Source organism: Burkholderia sp. HI2714, from assembly GCF_002223085.1.
Taxonomy (GTDB): Bacteria; Pseudomonadota; Gammaproteobacteria; order Burkholderiales; family Burkholderiaceae; genus Burkholderia; species Burkholderia lata_D.
The window spans coordinates 40,652-60,749 of the sequence record NZ_NKFM01000026.1 but is presented as its reverse complement, the minus strand read 5'-3'; the positions used below and the strand labels follow the sequence as shown (position 1 = coordinate 60,749).

Sequence of the window (20,098 nt, the reverse complement as noted above, 5' to 3'; positions counted from 1 at the left end):
TGCTGACCGCGCAGACGGACCTGTACAGCGCGCAGCAGTCGCTGATCAATGCGCGTCTGGCACGCTGGACCAACCTGGTCAACCTGTACCGTTCGCTGGGCGGCGGGTGGATCGAGCGGGCCGGCGAAACGCCGCGCGCGCCGGATGCACCGGTCGACTACGACAAGGCGGCCGCTCCGGCGCCTGCGTCGGCAACGGCGACGAACGGGTAAGCGCAAGCAAGGAAGGGCACGCGCGGTTTACCGCGCTTGTCTTTCGAACCGGCTGGTTGCGGAAACAAGAACGCCGCGGATGAAAGTCCGTGGCGTTTTATTTTGCGTGCTCGAATCGCGCGGCGCGAAGATGGTCGGGATGACGATGCGCGTATCGGGCTCCGGTGTCGCTTATCGCGCCGGTCCAGTCAGCCTGCGTGGCCAGCGAGCATCGTGTGCCGCGCCCGTGGGCGACCCGCTTTCACGCGCGATGACCGTCCGACCGATCACCGCGCACAATCCAGCCCCGCAAAGCAAAACGCCACGGCATGCCGTGGCGTTTTTCGTTACCGCTTCTCCGCGCGGACGCCCGTCGTGAGGCGATCAGTGATGCACGTCGGCGGGACGCCCGTCGAAGTCGTGTCCGGCGCGGCGGATGTCGCAGCGTGCGTCCTTCTCGCCTTTCACGCCGTTGAACACGATGTTGAGGATCACGGCCGTCGCCGATGCCAGCAGGATGCCGCTGTGCAGGATCGGGGCGAGCGCGGGCGGCAGCTTCGAGAAGAAGTGCGGCGACACGACCGGCACGAGGCCCATGCCGACGCTCACGGCGACGATGAACAGGTTGTGCGTGTTGTTCACGAAGTCGACCTTCGACAGCACCTTGATGCCGTTCGCCGCCACCATCCCGAACATCACGATGCCCGCACCGCCGAGCACGAACGGCGGCACCGATGCGACGACCTGCGCCATCTTCGGGAACAGGCCGAGCAGCACGAGGATCACGCCGCCGGTGGCGCACACGAAACGGCTCTTCACGCCCGTCACGCCGATCAGGCCGACGTTCTGCGAGAACGACGTATGCGGGAACGAGTTGAAGATGCCGCCGATCAGCGTGCCGAGGCCGTCGACGCGCAGGCCGCGCACGAGGCGCTCCTGGTTGACTGGGCGATCGACCATGTCGCCGACCGCGAGGAACATGCCGGTCGATTCGATGAACGTGACGAACATCACCGTGACCATCGTCACGATCGACAGCGGGTCGAAGTGCGGCAGGCCGAAGTGGAACGGCATCACGAAGCCGACCCACGGTGCGTGCGCGACGCCGTCGGTGTTCACGCGGCCGATCGCGAAGGCGATCGCGAAGCCGGCGACGATGCCGAGCAGCACCGAGATGTTCGCGACGAAGCCGCGGCCGTACTTGTTGATCAGCAGGATCAGCGTGAGCACGAGCAGCGACAGGCCGAGATAGACGGGGCTGCCGTATTCGGGGTTGCCGACACCGCCTGCCGCCCAGTTGATGCCCACTTCCATCAGCGACAGCCCGATCACCGCGATCACCGTGCCGACGACCACGGGCGGGAAGAACCGCAACAGCTTGCCGATCATCGGCGCGAGCACGATGCCGATGATGCCGGCCGCGATGGTCGAGCCGAAGATGTCGAGGATGCCGAGGCCGGGGTTGGTGCCGATCGCGATCATCGGGCCGACTGCCGCGAACGTGCAGCCCATGATGACGGGCAGGCGGATCCCGAAGATCCACAGGCCGAGCGTCTGGATCAGCGTGGCGATGCCGCACGAAAACAGATCGGCGCTGATCAGGAACGCGATCTGGTCTTTCGGCAGCTTGAGCGCGGCGCCGACGATAAGCGGCACGGCGACAGCGCCGGCGTACATGACGAGGACGTGTTGCAGGCCAAGCGTTACCAGCTTGCCGGTCGGCAGCACCTCATCGCACGGATGGACCGTGTTCGGTTGCATCTGTCTCACTCCATGATCTTGTTTTCGGGGTGATACGAAGTTATGCGGAATGAATCAACGCAACAAGAGCGCTGGGTCCTATTCCGTTCTTTGCTGGTTCGATATGCCATTTCGGCATGCAACAGGGTGTCGATCATCGGGAAACAGCCGCAGGAGTGAGGTTTCCCGGTTTTATAGCCCTTCAAAATAGCGCTGGCCCCCGTGCCAAATATCGGCCGCTTTATGGTGTGTATCGGGCGGGCGGCATAGTGGCAAAAAGTGCCTGGGAAAAATCGTGCCGGGTTAACCCGTGAACGGCCGCTTTTGCCTGCAAGGTGCAGCCGGGTGGAACCCGGCCGGTGACCGCGCTTTCGGCCTGTCGCTGTGGCGGCGAAAAACGGGGCGCGCATCGCGATCCCGTTATCATCGACATCCGTTCATTCGAATTCGCCCTCACGTCATGCGCCTGCTCGGAATCGACCTCGGCACCGGCTCCGTCAAACTCGTCACGCTCGACGCCGACGGCGTCGAGCGGGCGGTCGCGAGCGAACCTTATGCGCTGTTGTCGCCGCAGCCCGGCTGGGCGGAGATCGCGCCGGACACGTGGTGGCAGGCGCTCGTGCGCGCGGCCGCGCGGCTGCCGGCCGACGAGCGTGCGCAGGTGGCGGCGATCGGGTTCTCGGGGCAGATGCACGGTGTCGTGCTGATCGACGCGGCGGGGCAGCCGGTGCGGCCCGCGCTGCTGTGGCCCGACACGCGCGCGGTGCGCGAAGCGGAGGCGGCCGATTGGCGCACCGCCGGTTCGGCCATCGCACCGAACCCTGTCGCGCCGGGCATGGCCGGCCCGCTGTTGCGCTGGCTGGCCACGCATGAACCCGAAGCGCTGCGCGCCGCGCGCTGGGCCGTGCAGCCGAAGGACTGGTTGCGCATCGCGCTGGGCGGCGACGTCGCGGCCGATCCGAGCGACGCGTGCGCGACCGCGCTCGCGACGCCCGACGGCGCATGGGACGGCGCATTGATCGACGCGCTCGGCCTGCCGGCCGACCGGTTCGCACCGGTCCTTCCGTCGACCGCGCGCTGCGGCACGCTCGGCGCGCAGGCTGCCAAGGCGCTTGGCCTGCCGGCCGGCGTGCCGCTGGCGACGGGCGCGGCCGACACCGCATGCGCGGCGCTCGGCAGCGGGCTTGCCGCCGCCGGCGACGCGCTGCTGACGACGGGCAGCGGCGGCCAGATCGTCGTACTCGCGGATGCGCTGCCGCCCGCGCGACGCGGGCTGCATCGCTATCGCGCGGCGGCCGGCGGCGGCTATTACACGATGGCCGCGATGCAGAACGTCGGGCTCGCGCTCGAAGCCGTGCGCGGCTGGCTCGGCTACGCGCAGTGGGCCGATGCGTATGACGACGCGTTTGCCCACGCGGCGTCGGAACGCCTGTGCTTCCTGCCGTACCTGACGGGCGAGCGATCGCCGTGGATGAACCCCGATGCGCGCGGCGGCTGGCTCGGCCTCGGGCTCGGCGACACGCGCGGCGCGATGATGCGCGCCGCGTTCGAAGGCGTCGCGTTCGCGTTGCGCGCGGGGCTCGATGCAATCCGCGACGCCGATCGCGGCGACCCGGTCGCGATGCTGCGTCTCGCGGGCGGCGGCTCGGTCGATCCGCGCTGGCGCCAGCTGCTGGCCGATGCGCTGGGCGCGTCGCTCCACGCGATCGACTGCCCGAACGCCGCGACGCGCGGCGCCGCGCTGCTCGCGGGCGTCGCGATCGGGCACTGGCGGGAAGACGCGCTGCACGCGCTGGCGCCGGCCGCGTCGCCGGTTGCCGCGCCGCGCGACGATCGCGCGCTGGCCGCGCGCCACGCGCGCTTCGTCGATCTGTATGCGCGAACGGATGCATGGTTCACGACGGGCGTTTAAACTCGAACACTTGTTCTTTTGCGTCAGCGATGACGCATCGTGGCAAGCCGGCGACCGTTTCCCGCACGCGATGCGCGGCCGGAGCGGCCATCATGGCGAGCACGAGATTCTTTCGCCGTGCCGTGCGCGATGCCGCACGGCACGGCTTCGACAGCTTTGCATGGAACCCGGTGCGAAGCATGAGGCCGGCGTCGGTGCTCGCGCACTCACGCCGGCCGACATGAGCGCTGACGCGCCGACCCGGGCTGACCTCACACACCGACAGGAGTCACACGATGAAGACGAAAGCAGCGATTGCATGGAAGGCGGGCGCGCCGCTGACGATCGAGGAAGTCGATCTGGAAGGGCCGCGCGCAGGCGAAGTGCTGATCGAGGTGAAGGCGACGGGCATCTGTCACACCGACTACTACACGCTGTCGGGCGCCGATCCGGAAGGGATCTTCCCGGCGATCCTCGGCCATGAAGGCGCGGGCGTCGTGGTCGACGTCGGCCCCGGCGTCGGCACCCTGCGCAAGGGCGACCACGTGATCCCGCTCTACACGCCGGAATGCCGCGAGTGCAAGTTCTGCCTGTCGCGCAAGACCAACCTGTGCCAGAAGATCCGCGCGACGCAGGGCAAGGGCCTGATGCCCGACGCGACGTCGCGCTTCTCGCTCGACGGCAAGCCGCTGTTCCACTACATGGGCACGTCCACGTTCTCGAACTACATCGTCGTGCCGGAGATCGCGGTCGCGAAGGTGCGCGAGGACGCGCCGTTCGACAAGATCTGCTACATCGGCTGCGGCGTGACGACGGGCGTCGGCGCGGTCGTGTACTCGGCGAAGGTCGAGGCGGGCGCGAACGTCGTCGTGTTCGGCCTCGGCGGCATCGGCCTGAACGTGATCCAGGGCGCTAAGATGGTCGGCGCGGACAAGATCATCGGCGTCGACATCAACCCGAAGCGCGTCGAGCTCGCGAAGAAGTTCGGGATGACGCACTTCATCAACCCGAACGAAGTCGAGAACGTGGTCGACCACATCGTGCAGCTGACCGACGGCGGTGCGGACTACTCGTTCGAATGCGTGGGCAACGTGAAGCTGATGCGCCAGGCGCTCGAGTGCACGCACAAGGGCTGGGGCCAGTCGTTCATCATCGGCGTGGCGGCAGCGGGCGAGGAAATCAGCACGCGTCCGTTCCAGCTCGTGACGGGCCGCGAATGGAAGGGCTCGGCGTTCGGCGGCGCGCGCGGCCGCACCGACGTGCCGAAGATCGTCGACTGGTACATGGAAGGCAAGATCAACATCGACGACCTGATCACGCACACGCTGCCGCTCGAGCGGATCAACGAAGGCTTCGACCTGATGAAGGCCGGCGAGTCGATCCGCTCGGTCGTGCTGTACTGACCGGGAGCGCACCGCGATGCTCGAACTCGTTTCCTCGCATGCGTGCCACGGCGGCGAGCAGCGTTTCTACCGTCACGATTCGGCGGCCATCGGCCTGCCGATGAAGTTCTCGGTGTACCTGCCGCCGCAGGCCGCGCACGGCCGCGTGCCGGCGCTGTTCTATCTCGCGGGGCTCACGTGCACCGACGAGACGTTCGCGATCAAGGCCGGCGCGCAGCAATACGCGGCGCAGCACGGCATCGCGCTCGTGATGCCCGATACGAGCCCGCGCGGCGCGGGCGTGCCGGGCGAAACCGATGCGTGGGACTTCGGCGTCGGCGCGGGCTTCTATGTCGATGCGACCGAGGCGCCGTGGTCCGCGCATTACCGGATGGAGTCGTACGTGACGGGCGAGCTGCGCGAGCTGGTCACGGCCGAGCTGCCGATCGACGGCGCGCGGTTGGGGATTTTCGGCCACTCGATGGGCGGGCACGGCGCGCTGACGCTTGCGCTGCGCCATCCGGGCCTGTACCGGTCGGTGTCGGCGTTTGCGCCGATCGCCGCGCCGACGCGCTGCCCGTGGGGCGAGAAGGCGTTCTCGGGTTATCTGGGCGCCGATCGCGAAGCATGGAAGGCACACGACGCGAGCGAACTCGTCGCGCGCGCCGATGCGCCGAAGTTCGCAGACGGCATCCTCGTCGATCAGGGTCTCGCCGATCAGTTCCTCGCGAACCAGCTGAACCCCGACGTGTTCGAAGCCGCGTGCGCGAAGGCCGGCCAGCCGCTGACGCTGCGCCGCCATCCGGGCTACGACCACGGGTATTACTTCATCTCGACGTTCATCGCCGATCACATCGCGCATCATGCGCGCGTGCTCGCACGATGAGCGGGAAGGGAAGCAGGTAAAACACACGGCGGCATACCGCGCGCCGCACGATCGCGCGCATGAAAAAACGCCGGCGCTGCCCTCGGGCACGCCGGCGTTTTTTCATTTCCTTCGGGCGGCGATCCGCCTGGCGGCGCTCAGTGGCGCCGCAACAGGCTCGCGCCGTATACGAGCGCCGACAGCGCGGTGATCCAGAAGCTCGTCGGCCAGTCGGTGTGATACGCGAGCACGATGCCGAGCCACGCTTCGAACAGCGCGAACAGCGCGGCGAGCAGCACGCCGGTCGACAGCCGCGTCGTCACGTTCTGCGCGGCGGCAGCCGGCCCGACCAGCAGCGTGAACACCAGCAGCACGCCGACGATCTGCGTTGCCGCGGCCACGGCGAGCGCGCACACCGCGAGGAACAGCATCGACACCGTGCGCAGCGACACGCCCTTGGCTTCGGCCAGTTCGGGCTGCAGCGACGCGAACAGCAGCGGCCGTGCGATCAGCGCGAGCGCGAGCAGGCTCACCGCGCCGATGCCGGCGAGCACCGCGAGCGTGTCGTGGCTCACCGCGAGCACGTTGCCGAACAGCAGCGCGGTGACCTGCGTCGCGAACGACGTATAGAAATGCAGGAACAGCAGGCCGAAGCCGAGCGCGCCGGACAGGATCACGCCGATCGCGACGTCGCGGCCCGCGAGCTTCTCGCCGAGCGCGCCCATCCCGATCCCGGCCGCGAGCGTGAAGCCGACCATCCCCCAGATCGGCGAGATGCCGAGCAGCACCGCGCCCGTCGCGCCGGTGAAGCCGACGTGCGACAGCGCATGGCCGGCGAAGGTCTGCCCGCGCAGCACCAGGAAGTAGCCGACGATGCCCGCGAGCACCGCGACGATCCCCGACGCCGCGAAGGCGTTGATCATGAAGTCGTATTCAAACATCGTGCGAATGCCCGGGATGAGCGTGTCCGTGGTGGTGATGGCCGTGGCCGCCGCCACCGCCGTGCGAGTGACCGTCGTCGTCCTCGTGTTCGTGGTCGTGCTTCTCGATCTCGACGTCGCCCGACATCACGAAGATCTTGCCGTTCACGCGCATCACGTCGATCGGCGAACCGTAGAGCCGCGACAGCACCGGCTTCGTGATCACCTCGTCGACGGTGCCGAGCGCCGCGACGCCGTTGCCGAGATACAGCACGCGGTCGAGCGCGTTCAGCAGCGGATTCAGTTCGTGCGCGGAGAACAGCACGGTGATGCCGAGCTCGCGCTGCACGTTGCGCACGAGTTCGACGACGCCGCGCTGGTGATTCGGGTCGAGGCTGATCAGCGGCTCGTCGAGCAGCAGCAGCTTCGGGTTGCCGAGCAGGCACTGTGCGAGCAGCAGGCGCTGCCGCTCGCCGCCGGACAATTCCGACAGCGGCCGGCGCGCGAGCGTCTGGCCGCCGACGAGATCGAGCACGCGGTCGACGTCGCGGCGCGTCGCCGCGGTCGTGTGCGGCAGCCCCCAGCGGTGGCCGTCGGCGGCCATCGCGACGAAGTCGTAGCCGCGCATCCGGCGGTTCGCGAGGCCGCTTCTGATCTGCGGCATGTAGCCGATCGACGCGTTGCCGCGCACGACCGGCGCACCGCCGACGGACAGCGTACCGGCCGACACGGGCACGAGGCCGAGCACCGCGCGCATCAGCGTCGTCTTGCCCGCGCCGTTCGGCCCGAGCACGCCGACGAATTCGCCGGGTTCGATCGAGAAGCTGACGTCGCGCAGGATCGTGCGTCCGCCCAGTTCGAGCGTGACGCGATCGACGGCGAGTGCGTGAGGAGTGACGGTCATTTCGTTACGGAGTGTTTATTTCTTGCCGGCGGCCAGCGCGGTCGAGAGCGCGTCGAGCTGGCCGGCCATCCATTGCTGGAAGGTCTTGCCGGCCGGCTGCGTCTCGGTGACGCTGACGGTCGGCACGCCGCCGTCGCGCGCGATCTTCAGCATGCGCTTGGTCATCGGTTCTTCGGCCTGGCTGTTGTAGATCAGCACGCGCACCTGCTTCTTGCGCAGGTCGTTCTCGAACGCGGCGACGTCCTGCGCGCTCGCTTCGGTGTCGTTCATCGTCGCGAGCTGGAAGCGCTGGTTGCGCATGTCGAGGCCGATCGCGTCGGACATGTAGCCGAACACGGGCTCGGTGGCCGTGACCGGCACGCCCTTGTACTGCGCGCGCAGCGCGGCAACCTTGTCGTCGACGGACTTCAGCGACGCAACGAACTTCTGCAGGTTCGCGTCGTAGTCGGCCTTGTTCGCCGGGTCGGCGCGGCCGAGTTCGGCCGCGATCGCGCGCGCGGCGGCCGGCATCGTCGCCGGGTCGTACCACAGGTGCGGGTTGTCGCCGGCCTTCTTGCCGACCAGATCGGCGACGACGATCGTCGCGCGCTTCGCCTGCTTCGACGCGCCGAGCAGCTTGCTCATCCACGGATCGTAGTTGGCGCCGTTGTAGATCACGACCTGCGCGTGCTGGAGCGCGCGAGCGGTCTTCGGGCTCGCTTCGAACAGGTGCGGGTCCTGGTCCGGATTGCTGAGAATGCTCGTCACCGAGACGTGGCTGCCGCCGATTTGCGACGCGACGTCGCCGTAGAAATTCTCGGCGGCCACGACGTTGACGGTCGCGGCCTGCGCGAACGCGGGGGCCGCGAGCGACAGGGCGGCAACGGCGGCGGCGAGCCAGCGGACAGGCGACAGGGCACGCCGCGGCGTGCGCTTCAGGGCAATGGACATGGAACTCCTCGTTGGAAGGGGCGGCGCGGGCGCCGCGCGAAACGCGTCAGCGTTGTGCGGGCTTGTGCTTGCAGTGCCCGCACAGGCCGCTCAGCTCGACGACCTGGTGGTGGACTTCGAAACCGTGCGCGGGCTCGCTCGCGGACAACTGCTTCGCGAGGTCGCCGCCGGGAATCTCGACGGTGTCGCCGCACGAGTCGCAGATCAGGAACTGGCCTTCGTGCGGCACGCCGATCTCGCAGCACGCGAAGAACGCGTTCTTCGATTCGATCCGGTGGATGAAGCCGTGCTCGACGAGGAAATCCAGCGCGCGATAGACGGTCGTGGGCGGCACGCGGCCGCGCTGCGGCTCGAGCTCGGCGAGCAGGTCGTACGCGCCGATCGGGCGCTGCGCGGCCAGCACGCGTTCGTAGACCTGGCGGCGCAGTGGCGTCCACGCGAGCCCGTGCTCGGCGGCGAATGCGTCGGCCCGGGACAGCCGGGCGTCAATGGACGAGGAGGTAGCCATGGCGTGAAGCAGGGCGATGAAACAAAGTACGGCGATGATATAACGTATCGCCGCGCCGTGCAGCGCGAAATCCCGTTCCCGTCCTTGCTCCGTCCCCTTCATTGCCGATCCGACCGCGCCGCACCGTACGCGCCGCGCCTTGCCGGGCGTGCGCGGCGGGCCGCCACGCTGCGCCGTTGTGCCGCAGCGCGTCATAGAAAGCCGTCACGTCGCCTTGACAGCGCGAATCGCGTATCCGATCATTCGATCACCAACAGAGCAATTGATCGGTTGGCGAGCGTTCGCTCACCTCGCCGCCGTCGAAGCAGAACGAACCGGAGACAGCCAGTGAGACTGGAAGACAAGGTCGCGATCCTGACGGGCGCCGCAAGCGGCATCGGCGAGGCGGTCGCGCAACGCTATCTGGACGAGGGCGCACGCTGCGTGCTCGTCGACCTGAAGCCGGCAGGCGGCTCGCTCGCGCGGCTCATCGAGGCGAACCCCGGCCGCGCGGTGGCCGTCACCGCGGACGTCACGCGCCGCGACGACATCGAGCGGATCGTCACCACGGCGGTCGAGCGCTTCGGTGGCGTCGACATCCTGTTCAACAACGCGGCGCTGTTCGACATGCGGCCGCTCCTCGATGAATCGTGGGACGTGTTCGACCGGCTGTTCTCGGTCAACGTGAAAGGGCTGTTCTTCCTGATGCAGGCCGTCGCGCAGCGGATGGTCGAGCAGGGCCGTGGCGGCAAGATCGTCAACATGTCGTCGCAGGCCGGGCGTCGTGGCGAGGCGCTCGTTTCGCACTACTGTGCGACCAAGGCCGCGGTGATCAGCTACACGCAGTCGGCCGCGCTCGCGCTCGCGCCGCACCGGATCAACGTGAACGGCATCGCACCGGGCGTCGTCGACACGCCGATGTGGGAGCAGGTCGACGCACTGTTCGCGCGCTACGAGAACCGGCCGCTCGGCGAGAAGAAGCGGCTGGTGGGTGAAGCCGTGCCGCTCGGCCGCATGGGCGTGCCGGGCGACCTGACCGGCGCCGCGCTGTTCCTCGCGTCGTCCGATGCCGACTACATCACCGCCCAGACGCTGAACGTCGACGGCGGCAACTGGATGAGCTGAATTGACGTCCTCCGCCGCCTAAAGGCGATGGATTCCCACACCTGGCGATGCATGTCCGCATCGGAGAATGTTTAGCGCAGCGTTGGTATCACGATCATGCTCGACACCACAGTCACTGCAGACCCACTCTCTTATTCGCAGCCCCGCGATACCTTTCGGCCGCGTCGTGCTGTCTTTCGACCCGCACGCCGAACAGGACTGGGTAGAGCCGCTTTCGTCGACTTCCTCGAACGTGGCTCCGTGCGCGATCGCTTTGTAACGGAGTTTGCGTCGGAAGGACGACCAGGATGCGTCGTAGACGCTCTTCGCCATCCTGGTTCTGGCGAGTTTGGTGGCCGACACGTTGCCGACCGCGATGTAATCGAACCGCCGCACCAGATCGAGTGCGAGCTTGTGCTGGAAATCGGCTCGGGCGTTTGCGACCTTTGCGTGCAACTTCGCGATATGTCGCTTGTGCTTGCGCGCCCGTTGCGCTTTCGCGAGCTTCTCAGCCGCGCATCGACCGAACCGATCGTTAGGCAGCTTCTCGCCGGTCGAAAGTGTGGCGAAGTCTTTCAGGCCGAGATCAATTCCGACACCGGAACGGATTGGGCGGGCCTGAATATCCGGCACCTCGATCACGATGTTGAGAAACCAGTTGCCGCGCGCGTCCTGCGCAAAGCTGGTTCCGTCCTTGATCTTGCCTTCGGGAAGCGGTCTGCTGTTGAACACGCGAAAGGTGTTGCCGGCAAAGCGAAAGGCATCACCCTCGCGCTTCAAGTCGCGCCCCTTCAGCGGCACCCAGCCGAGCGATCTCTTGCCGCGATAGCGCAGGTAAGGGCGTCGGTGCTGGCTGCGCGATTGCGCGTACTGCTCGCAAGTTGCGTTGATCGTGCCGGAGTGAACGCCAAGCTCCTTGCTGCTCCCGCTCGTCAATCCATTCAGGTCGAAACCTGTTGGCCACTTCTTGCTCCACTTGAGCGCGTGCTTTTGCGTGTCGTTGCAGAAGTTCCAGACGTAGTTCACCGCATGGCTCTGCTTGTTAAGCAGCCCGTTGAGCGACTTCACCCGGTAGCGGTAGACAAGAATCATGCCGGTGATCCTAACCCGTGGCAGAAACAGCCTGTCAAGCGCGTACCGTTCCTTCTCGCCGCCGACAATGGCTTGTCGGAGCAACGAATGAAGTGGCATCCACGTTCGCTTGGATTGCCGCTGCCACGGGCTGCCACCCTTTGTACGCCGGTTTCGGGAGGGCACGCCTGATGGCCGAGATCGTCGTGGCCGGCGAACTGCTCGCCGAATTCGTCGCCGCCGAGCGCGGCCAGGGGTTCGAGACGCCGGGCCTGTTCGAGGGGCCGTTCCCGAGCGGCGCACCGGCGATCTTCGCCGACCAGGCCGCGCGGCTCGGCGCACGCGTTGCGTATGCGGGCTGCGTCGGCCGCGACGCGTTCGGTGACGCGATCGTTGCGCGGCTCGAACGCGGCGGCGTCGACGTCGCGCGCATCCGCCGCGTCGCGCGCCCGACCGGCACCGCGTTCGTCGCGTATCGCGACGACGGCTCGCGCAGCTTCGTTTTCACGTTGTCGACCAGTGCCGCGGCGTGGGTCGACGCGTCCGATGTCGATACCGCGATGTTCGACGGCTGCCGCTATTTCCACGTGATGGGCTCGTCGCTGACGAGCGAATCGGCGATCGCGGCGGTGCAGCGCGGCGTGATCGAGGCCGCGCGCGCCGGCGCGAAGGTGTCGTTCGATCCGAACGTGCGGCCGGAAATGCTGAGCTTTCGCCCGATGCGCGCGGCGCTCGACGCGATGCTCGCCGCGTGCCACCTGTTCCTGCCGAGCGAAGCCGACCTGCCGTTCTTCTGCGGGCCGCAGCCGGCCGAGCGCGCGATCGCGGGCCTGCTCGCGACGCATCCGCTGCTCGAACGTGTCGTGCTGAAACGCGGCGCGCAGGGCAGCGTCGCGTTCGACCGCGCGAACCGTGCGGAAGCGCCGGCGTTTCAGGTCGACGAAGTCGACCCGACCGGCGCCGGCGACTGCTTCGGCGGCACGCTGGTCGCGAGCCTCGTCGCCGGCGTGCCGATCGAGGCCGCGCTGCGCCGCGCGAACGCGGCCGGGGCGATCGCGGTCACGCGGCGCGGCCCGATGGAGGGCAACAGCAGCGCAGCCGAAATCGACCGCTTCCTGACCGAACGAGGTATCGCATGTCCGGCCTGACGACCTTCGCCGAACGTTCGCGTACCGCGCACGCGGACGCCGTGCTGCGGATGATCTTCGACGCGAACCGCGCGGACGCGCAGCGCGGCATCTATTCGATCTGCAGCGCGCACCGGCTCGTGCTGGAGGCCGCGTGCGAAGCGGCGCGCGCGGACGGTTCGCCATTGCTGATCGAGGCGACCTGCAACCAGGTCAACCATCTCGGCGGCTATACGGGCATGACGCCTGCCGATTTTCGCCGCGACGTCGACGCGATCGCGCAGCGTTGCGGGCTTGCGCCGTCGGCGCTCGTGCTCGGCGGCGACCATCTCGGCCCGAACCCGTGGCGGCATCGCCGCGCGGCCGACGCGATGCGCGAAGCGACGGCGATGGTCGCCGCGTACGTCGAAGCCGGCTTCGAAAAGATCCACCTCGATGCGAGCATGGCGTGCGCGGACGATCCGGTGCGGCTCGACGATCGCACGATCGCTACGCGCGCGGCCGAACTGTGCCGCGCGGCGGAAGACGCGGCGGCACGTGCCGGCATCGCGCCCGTCTACGTGATCGGCACCGAGGTGCCGACGCCGGGCGGCGAAGTCAGCGGCAGCGGCGGCGACGGCGACGCAGCGATCGCGCAGATCGCGGTCACGCGCAGCGACAGCATCGCGGCGACGCTCGACGCGCACCGCCACGCGTTCGCAGCGGCCGGGCTCGACGACGCGTGGACGCGTGTCGTCGCGATCGTCGCGCAGCCGGGTGTCGACTTCGACGATCGCCACGTGCTCGACTACGACAGCGCCAAGGCCGCGTCGCTCGGCGCGAGTATCCTGCAGACACCGGGCCTCGTGTTCGAGGCGCATTCGACCGACTACCAGACCGAGGGTGCACTCGCCGCGCTCGTGCGCGACCACTTCGCGGTGCTGAAGGTCGGCCCCGCGCTGACGTTCGCGTTGCGCGAGGCGCTGTTCGCGCTGACCTTCATCGAGGACGCGCTGATCGACGACGTCGCGCAGCGCTCGCGGTTGCGCGACGTCGTCGATGCCGCGATGCGCGCGCAGCCCGAGCACTGGGCACCGTACTACCGCGGCGACGAAACCGAGCAGCGGCTCGCGCGCCAGTTCAGCTACAGCGACCGGATCCGCTACTACTGGCTGCAGCCGGCTGTCGCGGCCGCGGTCGAGCAACTGTTCGACAACCTGGCGCGGCAGCCGGTGCCGGAAACGCTCGTCGCGCAGTGGTTGCCGGACGTCTACGCAGCCTGCCGTGCGGGCGGCCTGGCGAAAGAGCCGCGCGCGTGGGTGCGGCACCGGATACGCGACGTGATCGCGCACTATGCGCGCGCGTGCGGAATGCAGCGGCCGGCGTGACGGGCCGCGAAGGAAACGCAGTACCGACGACACTTCGAACAAACACAGGAGACATGCCATGCAACGAAAGATGCTCGACGCCGCCGCACGCTGCTTCGCCGGAGCCGCGCTCGCGACGGCGGCCTGCGCCGCGTCCGCCGGCACGCTGACGATCGCGACGCTGAACAATCCCGACATGATCGAGCTGAAGAAGCTGTCGCCGGCCTTCGAGAAGGCGAACCCGGACATCAAGCTGAACTGGGTGATCCTCGAGGAGAACGTGCTGCGCCAGCGCGCGACGACCGACATCACGACCGGCAGCGGCCAGTTCGACGTGATGGCGATCGGCACCTACGAGACGCCGCAGTGGGGCAAGCGCGGCTGGCTCGCGCCGATGACGGGCCTGCCCGCCGACTACGACCTGAACGACATCGTGAAGACCGCGCGCGACAGCCTGTCGTACAACGGCCAGCTGTACGCGCTGCCGTTCTACGTCGAGAGCTCGATGACGTTCTACCGCAAGGACCTGTTCGCGGCGAAGGGGCTGAAGATGCCCGACCAGCCGACCTACGACCAGATCGCCGAATTCGCGGACAAGCTCACCGACAAGGCGAAGGGCACCTACGGGATCTGCCTGCGCGGCAAGGCCGGGTGGGGCGAGAACATGGCGTACGTGTCGACCGTCGTGAACACGTACGGCGGCCGCTGGTTCGACGAGAACTGGAATGCGCAGCTCACGTCGCCCGAGTGGAAGAAGGCGATCAATTTCTACGTGAACCTGCTGAAGAAGAACGGCCCGCCGGGAGCGAGCTCGAACGGCTTCAACGAGAACCTGACCCTCACCGCGTCGGGCAAGTGCGCGATGTGGATCGATGCGACGGTCGCGGCCGGCATGCTCTATAACAAACAGCAGTCGCAGGTGGCCGACAAGATCGGCTTCGCGGCCGCGCCGGTCGCCGCCACGCCGAAGGGCTCGCACTGGCTGTGGGCGTGGGCGCTGGCCGTGCCGAAGACATCGAAGCAGCAGGACGCCGCACGCAAGTTCATCGCGTGGGCGACGTCGAAGCAGTACATCGAGATGGTCGGCAAGGACGAAGGCTGGGCGTCGGTGCCGCCGGGCACGCGCACGTCGACCTATCAGCGCCCCGAGTACAAGGCCGCCGCGCCGTTCTCGGACTTCGTGCTGAAGGCGATCGAGACGGCCGACCCGAACGATCCGTCGCTGAAGAAGGTGCCGTACACGGGCGTGCAGTACGTCGGGATTCCTGAATTCCAGTCGTTCGGCACGGTGGTCGGCCAGTCGATCGCGGGTGCGGTGGCCGGCCAGATGACGGTCGACCAGGCGCTTGCCGCCGGGCAGGCCGCCGCCGACCGCGCGGTGCGGCAGGCCGGCTACAAGAAGTAACGCGGCCCGCACCGTGCGCGGTGGCGCACGGTGCGCGTCGTCGAAGCTGACAGGCGGGCTGGCCTTCGCGCCCGCGCATCAACCGGAGGGACTCCGATCATGCGTCACCTGCGTCTTCCCCTGAGCCACGCTCACGCGCCGTCGGTCGGCGACGCGTCGTCGCCGCCCGGCGCGCCGCGCCGCGCGCGCGGCGGCGCGAGCTGGCTCGTCTCGCCGTCCGTCGCGGTGCTGCTGCTGTGGATGTCGATTCCGCTCGCGATGACGATCTGGTATTCGTTCTCGCGCTACAACCTGCTGAACCCGGACGTGAAGGGCTTCGCCGGGTTCGACAACTACCGCTTCCTCGCGACCGATCCGTCGTTCCTGCCCGCGATCTGGCACACGCTCGTGCTGATCGGCGCGGTGCTCGCGATCACGGTGATCGGCGGCGTGCTGATGTCCGTGCTGTTCGACCGCAAGTTCTACGGGCAGGGCGTCGCGCGCCTGCTCGCGATCGCGCCGTTCTTCGTGATGCCGACCGTGTCCGCGCTGATCTGGAAGAACATGATCCTGCATCCGGTGTACGGGCTCGTCGCGAACGCGATGCGCGCGCTCGGGATGACGCCGATCGACTGGTTCGCCGATTACCCGCTCACCGCGGTGATCATCATCGTCGCGTGGCAGTGGCTGCCGTTCGCGTTCCTGATCCTGTTCACCGCGATCCAGTCGCTCGACCAGGAGCAGAAGGAAGCGGCGCGCATCGACGGCGCGGGCCCGATCGCGATGTTCTTCTACATCACGCTGCCGCACCTGAAGCGCGCGATCGCCGTGGTCGTGATGATGGAGACGATCTTCCTGCTTTCGATCTTCGCGGAGATCTACACGACGACCGGCGGCGGTCCCGGCGACGCGACGACCAACCTGTCGTACCTGATCTACGCGCTCGGCCTGCAGCAGTTCGACGTCGGCCTTGCGTCCGCGGGCGGCATCATCGCCGTCGTGGTCGCGAACGTCGTGTCGTTCTTCCTCGTTCGGATGCTCGCACGCAACCTGAAGGGAGAGTACGAAAAATGAGCGATCTGACCTTCGAAAGCCGGCGCGTGCCGGCCGTGTTCGACCTCGTGCGGCGCGCGCTGCCCGGCACGCTCGCGTGGCTGATCGCGCTCCTGCTGTTCTTCCCGATCTTCTGGATGGCGATCACCGCGTTCAAGACCGAGCAGCAGGCGTATGCGTCGACGCTGTTCTTCATCCCGACGCTCGACAGCTTCCGCGAGGTGTTCGCGCGCAGCAACTACTTCGCGTTCGCATGGAACTCGGTTTTGATCTCGGCGGGCGTCACGGTGATCTCGCTGCTGTTCGCGGTGCCGGCCGCGTACGCGATGGCGTTCTTCCCGAACCACCGCACGCAGAAGGTGCTGCTGTGGATGCTGTCGACGAAGATGATGCCGTCGGTCGGCGTGCTGGTGCCGATCTACCTGCTGTGGAAGAACGCGGGGCTGCTCGATACCGTGTCGGGCCTCGTGATCGTCTACACGCTGATCAACCTGCCGATCGCGGTGTGGATGACCTTCACGTACTTCAACGAAATCCCGAAGGACATCCTCGAAGCGGGGCGCATCGACGGCGCGTCGACCTGGCAGGAGATCGTCTACCTGCTGATGCCGATGGCGCTGCCGGGGCTCGCATCCACCGCGCTGCTGCTCGTGATCCTGTCGTGGAACGAGGCGTTCTGGAGCATCAACCTGTCGAGTTCGAACGCGGCGCCGCTGACCGTGTTCATCGCGTCGTACTCGAGCCCCGAGGGGCTGTTCTGGGCGAAGCTGTCCGCCGCTTCGCTGCTCGCGGTCGCGCCGATCCTGATCGTCGGCTGGCTGTCGCAGAAGCAGCTCGTGCGCGGGCTCACGTTCGGAGCCGTCAAATGACCGCGACGAACGTCCTGATCTGCGATTGCGACGGCGTACTGATCGACAGCGAGGCGGTGGCGGCCGACGTGCTCGTGCGCGAACTCGATGCCCGCTGGCCGGGCGTCGATGCGCGGCCGGCCGTGATGCCGCTGCTCGGGCTGCGCATCGAGCGCGTGCTGGCCGGCGCGAGCGACGCGCTCGGCCGCACGCTGTCGAACGACGACGTCGTCGAAATTCGCGCCGCGGTCGAGGCGGCGGCCGTCAATGCGCCGATGGTCGACGGCATCGATGCGGCGCTGGCCGCGATTGAACTGACGACGGCCTGCGCGAGCAACAGCTACCGCGCGTACGTCGAGGCGGCGCTGACCCGCACGGGCCTCGCGCGCTTCTTCGGCGACCGGCTGTTCTGCGCGGACGCCGTCGCGCGGCCGAAGCCGGCGCCCGACGTGTATCTCGCGGCGGCGCGCACGCTCGGCGTCGCGCCGGCCCAGTGCCTCGTGGTCGAGGACAGCGTGACCGGCATCACCGCGGCCGCCGCGGCCGGCATGACCGTGCTCGGCTTCGTCGGCGGCGGGCATGCGTCGGCCGCGCAGATCGACGCGCTGCGCGGCATCGGCGCGCGTCACGTGTTCGACGACATGCACGAGCTGCCCGGCTACGTCGCGCGCTGGCAGGCGACCGGCGCGGTGCTGCCGAACTAGCCACCACGAATGATTGCGCGCCGCGTTCGACGCGGCGCATCACGAACGAACGGAGACAGATCATGGCAAGCGTGCTCCTGCGCAACATCGCGAAGCGCTACGACGACACCGAAGTGCTGCGCAACGTGAACCTCGACATCGCCGACGGCGAATTCGTCGTGTTCGTCGGCCCGAGCGGCTGCGGCAAATCCACGCTGATGCGGATGATCGCCGGCCTCGAGGATATTTCGAGCGGCGACCTGGTGATCGACGGCGCGAAGGTCAACGACGTGCCGAGCGCGAAGCGCGGCATCGCGATGGTGTTCCAGTCGTATGCGCTGTACCCGCACATGACGCTGTACGACAACATGGCGTTCGGCCTGAAGCTCGCGGGCGCGAAGAAGCCGGAGATCGACCAGGCCGTGAAGCAGGCCGCGAAGATCCTGCACATCGACCACCTGCTCGACCGCAAGCCGAAGCAGCTGTCGGGCGGCCAGCGGCAGCGCGTCGCGATCGGCCGCGCGATCACGCGCAAGCCGAAGGTGTTCCTGTTCGACGAGCCGCTGTCGAACCTCGACGCGGCGCTGCGCGTGAAGATGCGGCTGGAGTTCGCGCGGCTGCACGACGAGCTGAAGACGACGATGATCTACGTGACGCACGACCAGGTCGAGGCGATGACGCTCGCCGACAAGATCGTCGTGCTGTCGGGCGGCGCGGTGCAGCAGGTCGGCACACCGAACGAGCTGTACCACGCGCCGGCGAACCAGTTCGTCGCGGGCTTCATCGGTTCGCCGAAGATGAACTTCCTGAAGGGCACCGTCGAATCGGTCGACGCGGGCGGCGTGCTCGTGCGTTTCGACAGCGGCGAGACACAGCGCGTCGCGGTCGACGCGGCGGGGCTGCAGCGCGGTGCGGCGGTGACGGTCGGCGTGCGGCCCGAGCACCTGAAAGTCGAAGCCGCGGCTACCGGCGTCGCTGCCAGGACGATGGCCGTCGAGTCGCTCGGTGACGCCGCGTATCTGTATGCGGAGTCACCTGTCGCGCCGGACGGACTGATCGCGCGGATTCCGCCGCTCGACACGTACCGGACCGGCGACGCGCTGCACGTGCATGCGGAAGCCGAGCACTGCCATCTGTTCGACGAAAACGGGCAGGCGTTCCGGCGGCTGAGCGTGCACGCGAAGGCGGCGTGACGCGTCGGCACGTGCGCCTGCGGTGCTCAGAGGCGCAGGTGCTCGGCCACGTAGTCGACGAACGCGCGCAGCTTCGGCGTCGGATGGCGGCCTGACGGCCACAGTACGTAGAACGGCGTGCGGCTCTCGACGTGTTCGTCGAGCACCGTGCGCAGCGTGCCGTCGGCCAGCGCGCCGTGTACGAAAAACTCGGGCAGGCAGGCGATGCCGAGCCCGCGCAGCGCGAAGCACAGCCGTGTTTCCGCGTTGTTGCTGACCATCGATACCGGCACCTCCGGCGGCGTGCCGGCGCGCGACGCGCGCAACGGCCAGATCTCGAGCCGGCCGCTGCTGGGGAAGCGGTAGTGCAGGCAGCGGTGCCGCGCGAGATCGGCCGGCGTGCGCGGCGTGCCGTGCCGCTCGAGATAGTCGGGCGACGCGACGAGGTGCTGGCGGAAATGGCCGAGCCGCCGCGACGACAGCCGCGAATCCGACGGCTGGCCGGTGCGCAGCACCACGTCGAACCCTTCGTCGACGACGTCGACGAGCCGGTCGCTGAAATCGATGTCGAGCTCGATCTCCGGATACGCGGCCATGAAATCGGCGAGCACCGGCAGCAGCAGCGTGCCGATCGTCGGCAGGCTCACGCGCAGCCGCCCGCGCGGCGCTTCGGCGCTGTGCGTCAGTTCCTGCTCGGCCGCGTCGATCTCCGCGATCACGCGCCGACACCGTTCGAGAAAGCGCGCGCCTTCGGCCGTCAGCGTGATGCTGCGCGTGCTGCGGTGAAACAGTCGCACGTTCAGGCGCGCTTCCAGGCGCGCGATGCGCTTGCCGATCGCCGACGCCGACAGCCCGAGCGCGCGGCCGGCCGCGACGAAGCTGCGCGTTTCCGCGACCTGAACGAATACGACGAAACCGCCCAGATTTTCCATGCAGGTTCCCGATTGCGGACATCGATGTCCGGAGTGTCCGGAACTCTACCCCGGTTTTTCGTCCCGCG

At 68.0% G+C, this 20,098-nt stretch carries 18 protein-coding genes and 1 pseudogene; 12 read left to right on the top strand and 7 right to left on the bottom strand.

Features of this window, described 5'->3' with window-relative positions:
- Positions 1–212, top strand: a pseudogene (locus CFB82_RS14655) (TolC family protein); the annotation flags it as partial.
- Between the two features lie 363 nt (positions 213–575).
- Here the strand turns inward: CFB82_RS14655 and CFB82_RS14650 are convergent.
- The gene (locus CFB82_RS14650; RefSeq protein WP_069248736.1) at positions 576–1,952 is read right to left on the bottom strand and encodes a nucleobase:cation symporter-2 family protein; all 1,377 of its coding nucleotides are present in this window, start codon (positions 1,950–1,952) and stop codon (positions 576–578) included.
- 439 nt (positions 1,953–2,391) lie between these two features.
- Here CFB82_RS14650 and CFB82_RS14645 point away from each other — a divergent pair, with 439 nt between their 5' ends.
- The 3 genes from CFB82_RS14645 to fghA all read left to right on the top strand — a co-directional run bounded on the left by CFB82_RS14645 (position 2,392) and on the right by fghA (position 6,090).
- Positions 2,392–3,843, top strand: a complete 1,452-nt coding sequence (locus tag CFB82_RS14645) for a xylulokinase (RefSeq protein WP_089484503.1) — start codon at positions 2,392–2,394, stop codon at positions 3,841–3,843.
- 275 nt (positions 3,844–4,118) lie between these two features.
- Positions 4,119–5,225 carry an S-(hydroxymethyl)glutathione dehydrogenase/class III alcohol dehydrogenase gene (locus CFB82_RS14635; protein ID WP_011353045.1) on the top strand — a complete coding sequence of 369 codons (1,107 nt, stop codon included), beginning with the start codon at positions 4,119–4,121 and terminating at the stop codon, positions 5,223–5,225.
- Between the two features lie 16 nt (positions 5,226–5,241).
- Positions 5,242–6,090 (top strand): S-formylglutathione hydrolase, encoded by an 849-nt coding sequence (gene fghA / locus CFB82_RS14630; RefSeq protein WP_060312451.1) that lies wholly within the window; start codon positions 5,242–5,244, stop codon positions 6,088–6,090.
- 137 nt (positions 6,091–6,227) lie between these two features.
- Here fghA and CFB82_RS14625 read toward each other — a convergent pair whose 3' ends face one another.
- From CFB82_RS14625 to CFB82_RS14610, 4 genes are read right to left on the bottom strand one after another with little or no spacing between them, the layout of a single operon-like run.
- Positions 6,228–7,010 (bottom strand): metal ABC transporter permease, encoded by a 783-nt coding sequence (locus tag CFB82_RS14625; RefSeq protein WP_027789245.1) that lies wholly within the window; start codon positions 7,008–7,010, stop codon positions 6,228–6,230.
- Entirely contained in the window at positions 7,003–7,893 is an 891-nt protein-coding gene (locus CFB82_RS14620; RefSeq protein WP_069248732.1) for an ABC transporter ATP-binding protein, read from the bottom strand. Before CFB82_RS14620 ends, CFB82_RS14625 begins: the two co-directional genes overlap by 8 nt.
- A gap of 15 nt (positions 7,894–7,908) precedes the next feature.
- A complete protein-coding gene (locus CFB82_RS14615) occupies positions 7,909–8,823 on the bottom strand; it encodes a metal ABC transporter solute-binding protein (protein WP_089484501.1) in 915 nt (304 codons plus the stop codon).
- Positions 8,824–8,869: 46 nt separating this feature from the next.
- A complete protein-coding gene (locus CFB82_RS14610) occupies positions 8,870–9,331 on the bottom strand; it encodes a Fur family transcriptional regulator (RefSeq protein ID WP_046546250.1) in 462 nt (153 codons plus the stop codon).
- Positions 9,332–9,658: 327 nt separating this feature from the next.
- Between CFB82_RS14610 and CFB82_RS14605 the strand changes: the two genes are divergently transcribed.
- Positions 9,659–10,435 carry an L-iditol 2-dehydrogenase gene (locus tag CFB82_RS14605; protein ID WP_089484500.1) on the top strand — a complete coding sequence of 259 codons (777 nt, stop codon included), beginning with the start codon at positions 9,659–9,661 and terminating at the stop codon, positions 10,433–10,435.
- A gap of 18 nt (positions 10,436–10,453) precedes the next feature.
- Here the strand turns inward: CFB82_RS14605 and CFB82_RS14600 are convergent, their stop codons facing one another.
- A complete protein-coding gene (locus CFB82_RS14600) occupies positions 10,454–11,506 on the bottom strand; it encodes an RNA-guided endonuclease InsQ/TnpB family protein (protein ID WP_089484505.1) in 1,053 nt (350 codons plus the stop codon).
- A 170-nt stretch (positions 11,507–11,676) separates the two neighbouring features.
- Between CFB82_RS14600 and CFB82_RS14595 the strand changes: the two genes are divergently transcribed.
- The 7 genes from CFB82_RS14595 to CFB82_RS14565 all read left to right on the top strand — a co-directional run bounded on the left by CFB82_RS14595 (position 11,677) and on the right by CFB82_RS14565 (position 19,119).
- On the top strand, positions 11,677–12,633 hold the full coding sequence (locus tag CFB82_RS14595) for a sugar kinase (RefSeq protein WP_089484499.1): 957 nt from the start codon (positions 11,677–11,679) through the stop codon (positions 12,631–12,633).
- On the top strand, positions 12,621–13,979 hold the full coding sequence (locus CFB82_RS14590) for a D-tagatose-bisphosphate aldolase, class II, non-catalytic subunit (protein ID WP_089484498.1): 1,359 nt from the start codon (positions 12,621–12,623) through the stop codon (positions 13,977–13,979). The genes CFB82_RS14595 and CFB82_RS14590 overlap by 13 nt, the downstream gene beginning before the upstream one ends.
- A 58-nt stretch (positions 13,980–14,037) precedes the next feature.
- Positions 14,038–15,363 (top strand): ABC transporter substrate-binding protein, encoded by a 1,326-nt coding sequence (locus CFB82_RS14585; protein ID WP_089484497.1) that lies wholly within the window; start codon positions 14,038–14,040, stop codon positions 15,361–15,363.
- Between the two features lie 99 nt (positions 15,364–15,462).
- Positions 15,463–16,416, top strand: coding sequence for a carbohydrate ABC transporter permease (locus tag CFB82_RS14580; RefSeq protein ID WP_069248726.1), 954 nt, complete (start codon positions 15,463–15,465; stop codon positions 16,414–16,416).
- Complete coding sequence (locus CFB82_RS14575; RefSeq protein ID WP_089484496.1) at positions 16,413–17,264, top strand: carbohydrate ABC transporter permease; 852 nt, start codon at positions 16,413–16,415, stop codon at positions 17,262–17,264. The genes CFB82_RS14580 and CFB82_RS14575 overlap by 4 nt, the downstream gene beginning before the upstream one ends.
- A complete protein-coding gene (locus CFB82_RS14570; RefSeq protein ID WP_069248724.1) occupies positions 17,261–17,947 on the top strand; it encodes an HAD family hydrolase in 687 nt (228 codons plus the stop codon). Before CFB82_RS14575 ends, CFB82_RS14570 begins: the two co-directional genes overlap by 4 nt.
- Before the next feature lie 62 nt (positions 17,948–18,009).
- The gene (locus tag CFB82_RS14565) at positions 18,010–19,119 is read left to right on the top strand and encodes an ABC transporter ATP-binding protein (protein WP_089484495.1); all 1,110 of its coding nucleotides are present in this window, start codon (positions 18,010–18,012) and stop codon (positions 19,117–19,119) included.
- Between the two features lie 26 nt (positions 19,120–19,145).
- Here the strand turns inward: CFB82_RS14565 and CFB82_RS14560 are convergent, their stop codons facing one another.
- The gene (locus CFB82_RS14560) at positions 19,146–20,030 is read right to left on the bottom strand and encodes a LysR family transcriptional regulator (protein ID WP_089484494.1); all 885 of its coding nucleotides are present in this window, start codon (positions 20,028–20,030) and stop codon (positions 19,146–19,148) included.
- Positions 20,031–20,098: the final 68 nt, after the last annotated feature.

What these genes read in the sequence shown, in the direction of transcription:
- CFB82_RS14645 (WP_089484503.1), top strand. Translation starts at nt 2,392, where the DNA reads ATGCGCCTGCTCGGAATCGACCTCGGCACCGGCTCCGTCAAACTCGTC.
- CFB82_RS14595 (WP_089484499.1), top strand. Translation starts at nt 11,677, where the DNA reads ATGGCCGAGATCGTCGTGGCCGGCGAACTGCTCGCCGAATTCGTCGCC.
- CFB82_RS14565 (WP_089484495.1), top strand. Translation starts at nt 18,010, where the DNA reads ATGGCAAGCGTGCTCCTGCGCAACATCGCGAAGCGCTACGACGACACC.
- CFB82_RS14610 (WP_046546250.1), bottom strand. Translation starts at nt 9,331, where the DNA reads ATGGCTACCTCCTCGTCCATTGACGCCCGGCTGTCCCGGGCCGACGCA.
- CFB82_RS14560 (WP_089484494.1), bottom strand. Translation starts at nt 20,030, where the DNA reads ATGGAAAATCTGGGCGGTTTCGTCGTATTCGTTCAGGTCGCGGAAACG.
- CFB82_RS14615 (WP_089484501.1), bottom strand. Translation starts at nt 8,823, where the DNA reads ATGTCCATTGCCCTGAAGCGCACGCCGCGGCGTGCCCTGTCGCCTGTC.
- CFB82_RS14570 (WP_069248724.1), top strand. Translation starts at nt 17,261, where the DNA reads ATGACCGCGACGAACGTCCTGATCTGCGATTGCGACGGCGTACTGATC.
- CFB82_RS14580 (WP_069248726.1), top strand. Translation starts at nt 15,463, where the DNA reads ATGCGTCACCTGCGTCTTCCCCTGAGCCACGCTCACGCGCCGTCGGTC.
- CFB82_RS14590 (WP_089484498.1), top strand. Translation starts at nt 12,621, where the DNA reads ATGTCCGGCCTGACGACCTTCGCCGAACGTTCGCGTACCGCGCACGCG.
- CFB82_RS14585 (WP_089484497.1), top strand. Translation starts at nt 14,038, where the DNA reads ATGCAACGAAAGATGCTCGACGCCGCCGCACGCTGCTTCGCCGGAGCC.
- fghA (WP_060312451.1), top strand. Translation starts at nt 5,242, where the DNA reads ATGCTCGAACTCGTTTCCTCGCATGCGTGCCACGGCGGCGAGCAGCGT.
- CFB82_RS14575 (WP_089484496.1), top strand. Translation starts at nt 16,413, where the DNA reads ATGAGCGATCTGACCTTCGAAAGCCGGCGCGTGCCGGCCGTGTTCGAC.
- CFB82_RS14635 (WP_011353045.1), top strand. Translation starts at nt 4,119, where the DNA reads ATGAAGACGAAAGCAGCGATTGCATGGAAGGCGGGCGCGCCGCTGACG.
- CFB82_RS14650 (WP_069248736.1), bottom strand. Translation starts at nt 1,952, where the DNA reads ATGCAACCGAACACGGTCCATCCGTGCGATGAGGTGCTGCCGACCGGC.
- CFB82_RS14625 (WP_027789245.1), bottom strand. Translation starts at nt 7,010, where the DNA reads ATGTTTGAATACGACTTCATGATCAACGCCTTCGCGGCGTCGGGGATC.
- CFB82_RS14620 (WP_069248732.1), bottom strand. Translation starts at nt 7,893, where the DNA reads ATGACCGTCACTCCTCACGCACTCGCCGTCGATCGCGTCACGCTCGAA.
- CFB82_RS14600 (WP_089484505.1), bottom strand. Translation starts at nt 11,506, where the DNA reads ATGATTCTTGTCTACCGCTACCGGGTGAAGTCGCTCAACGGGCTGCTT.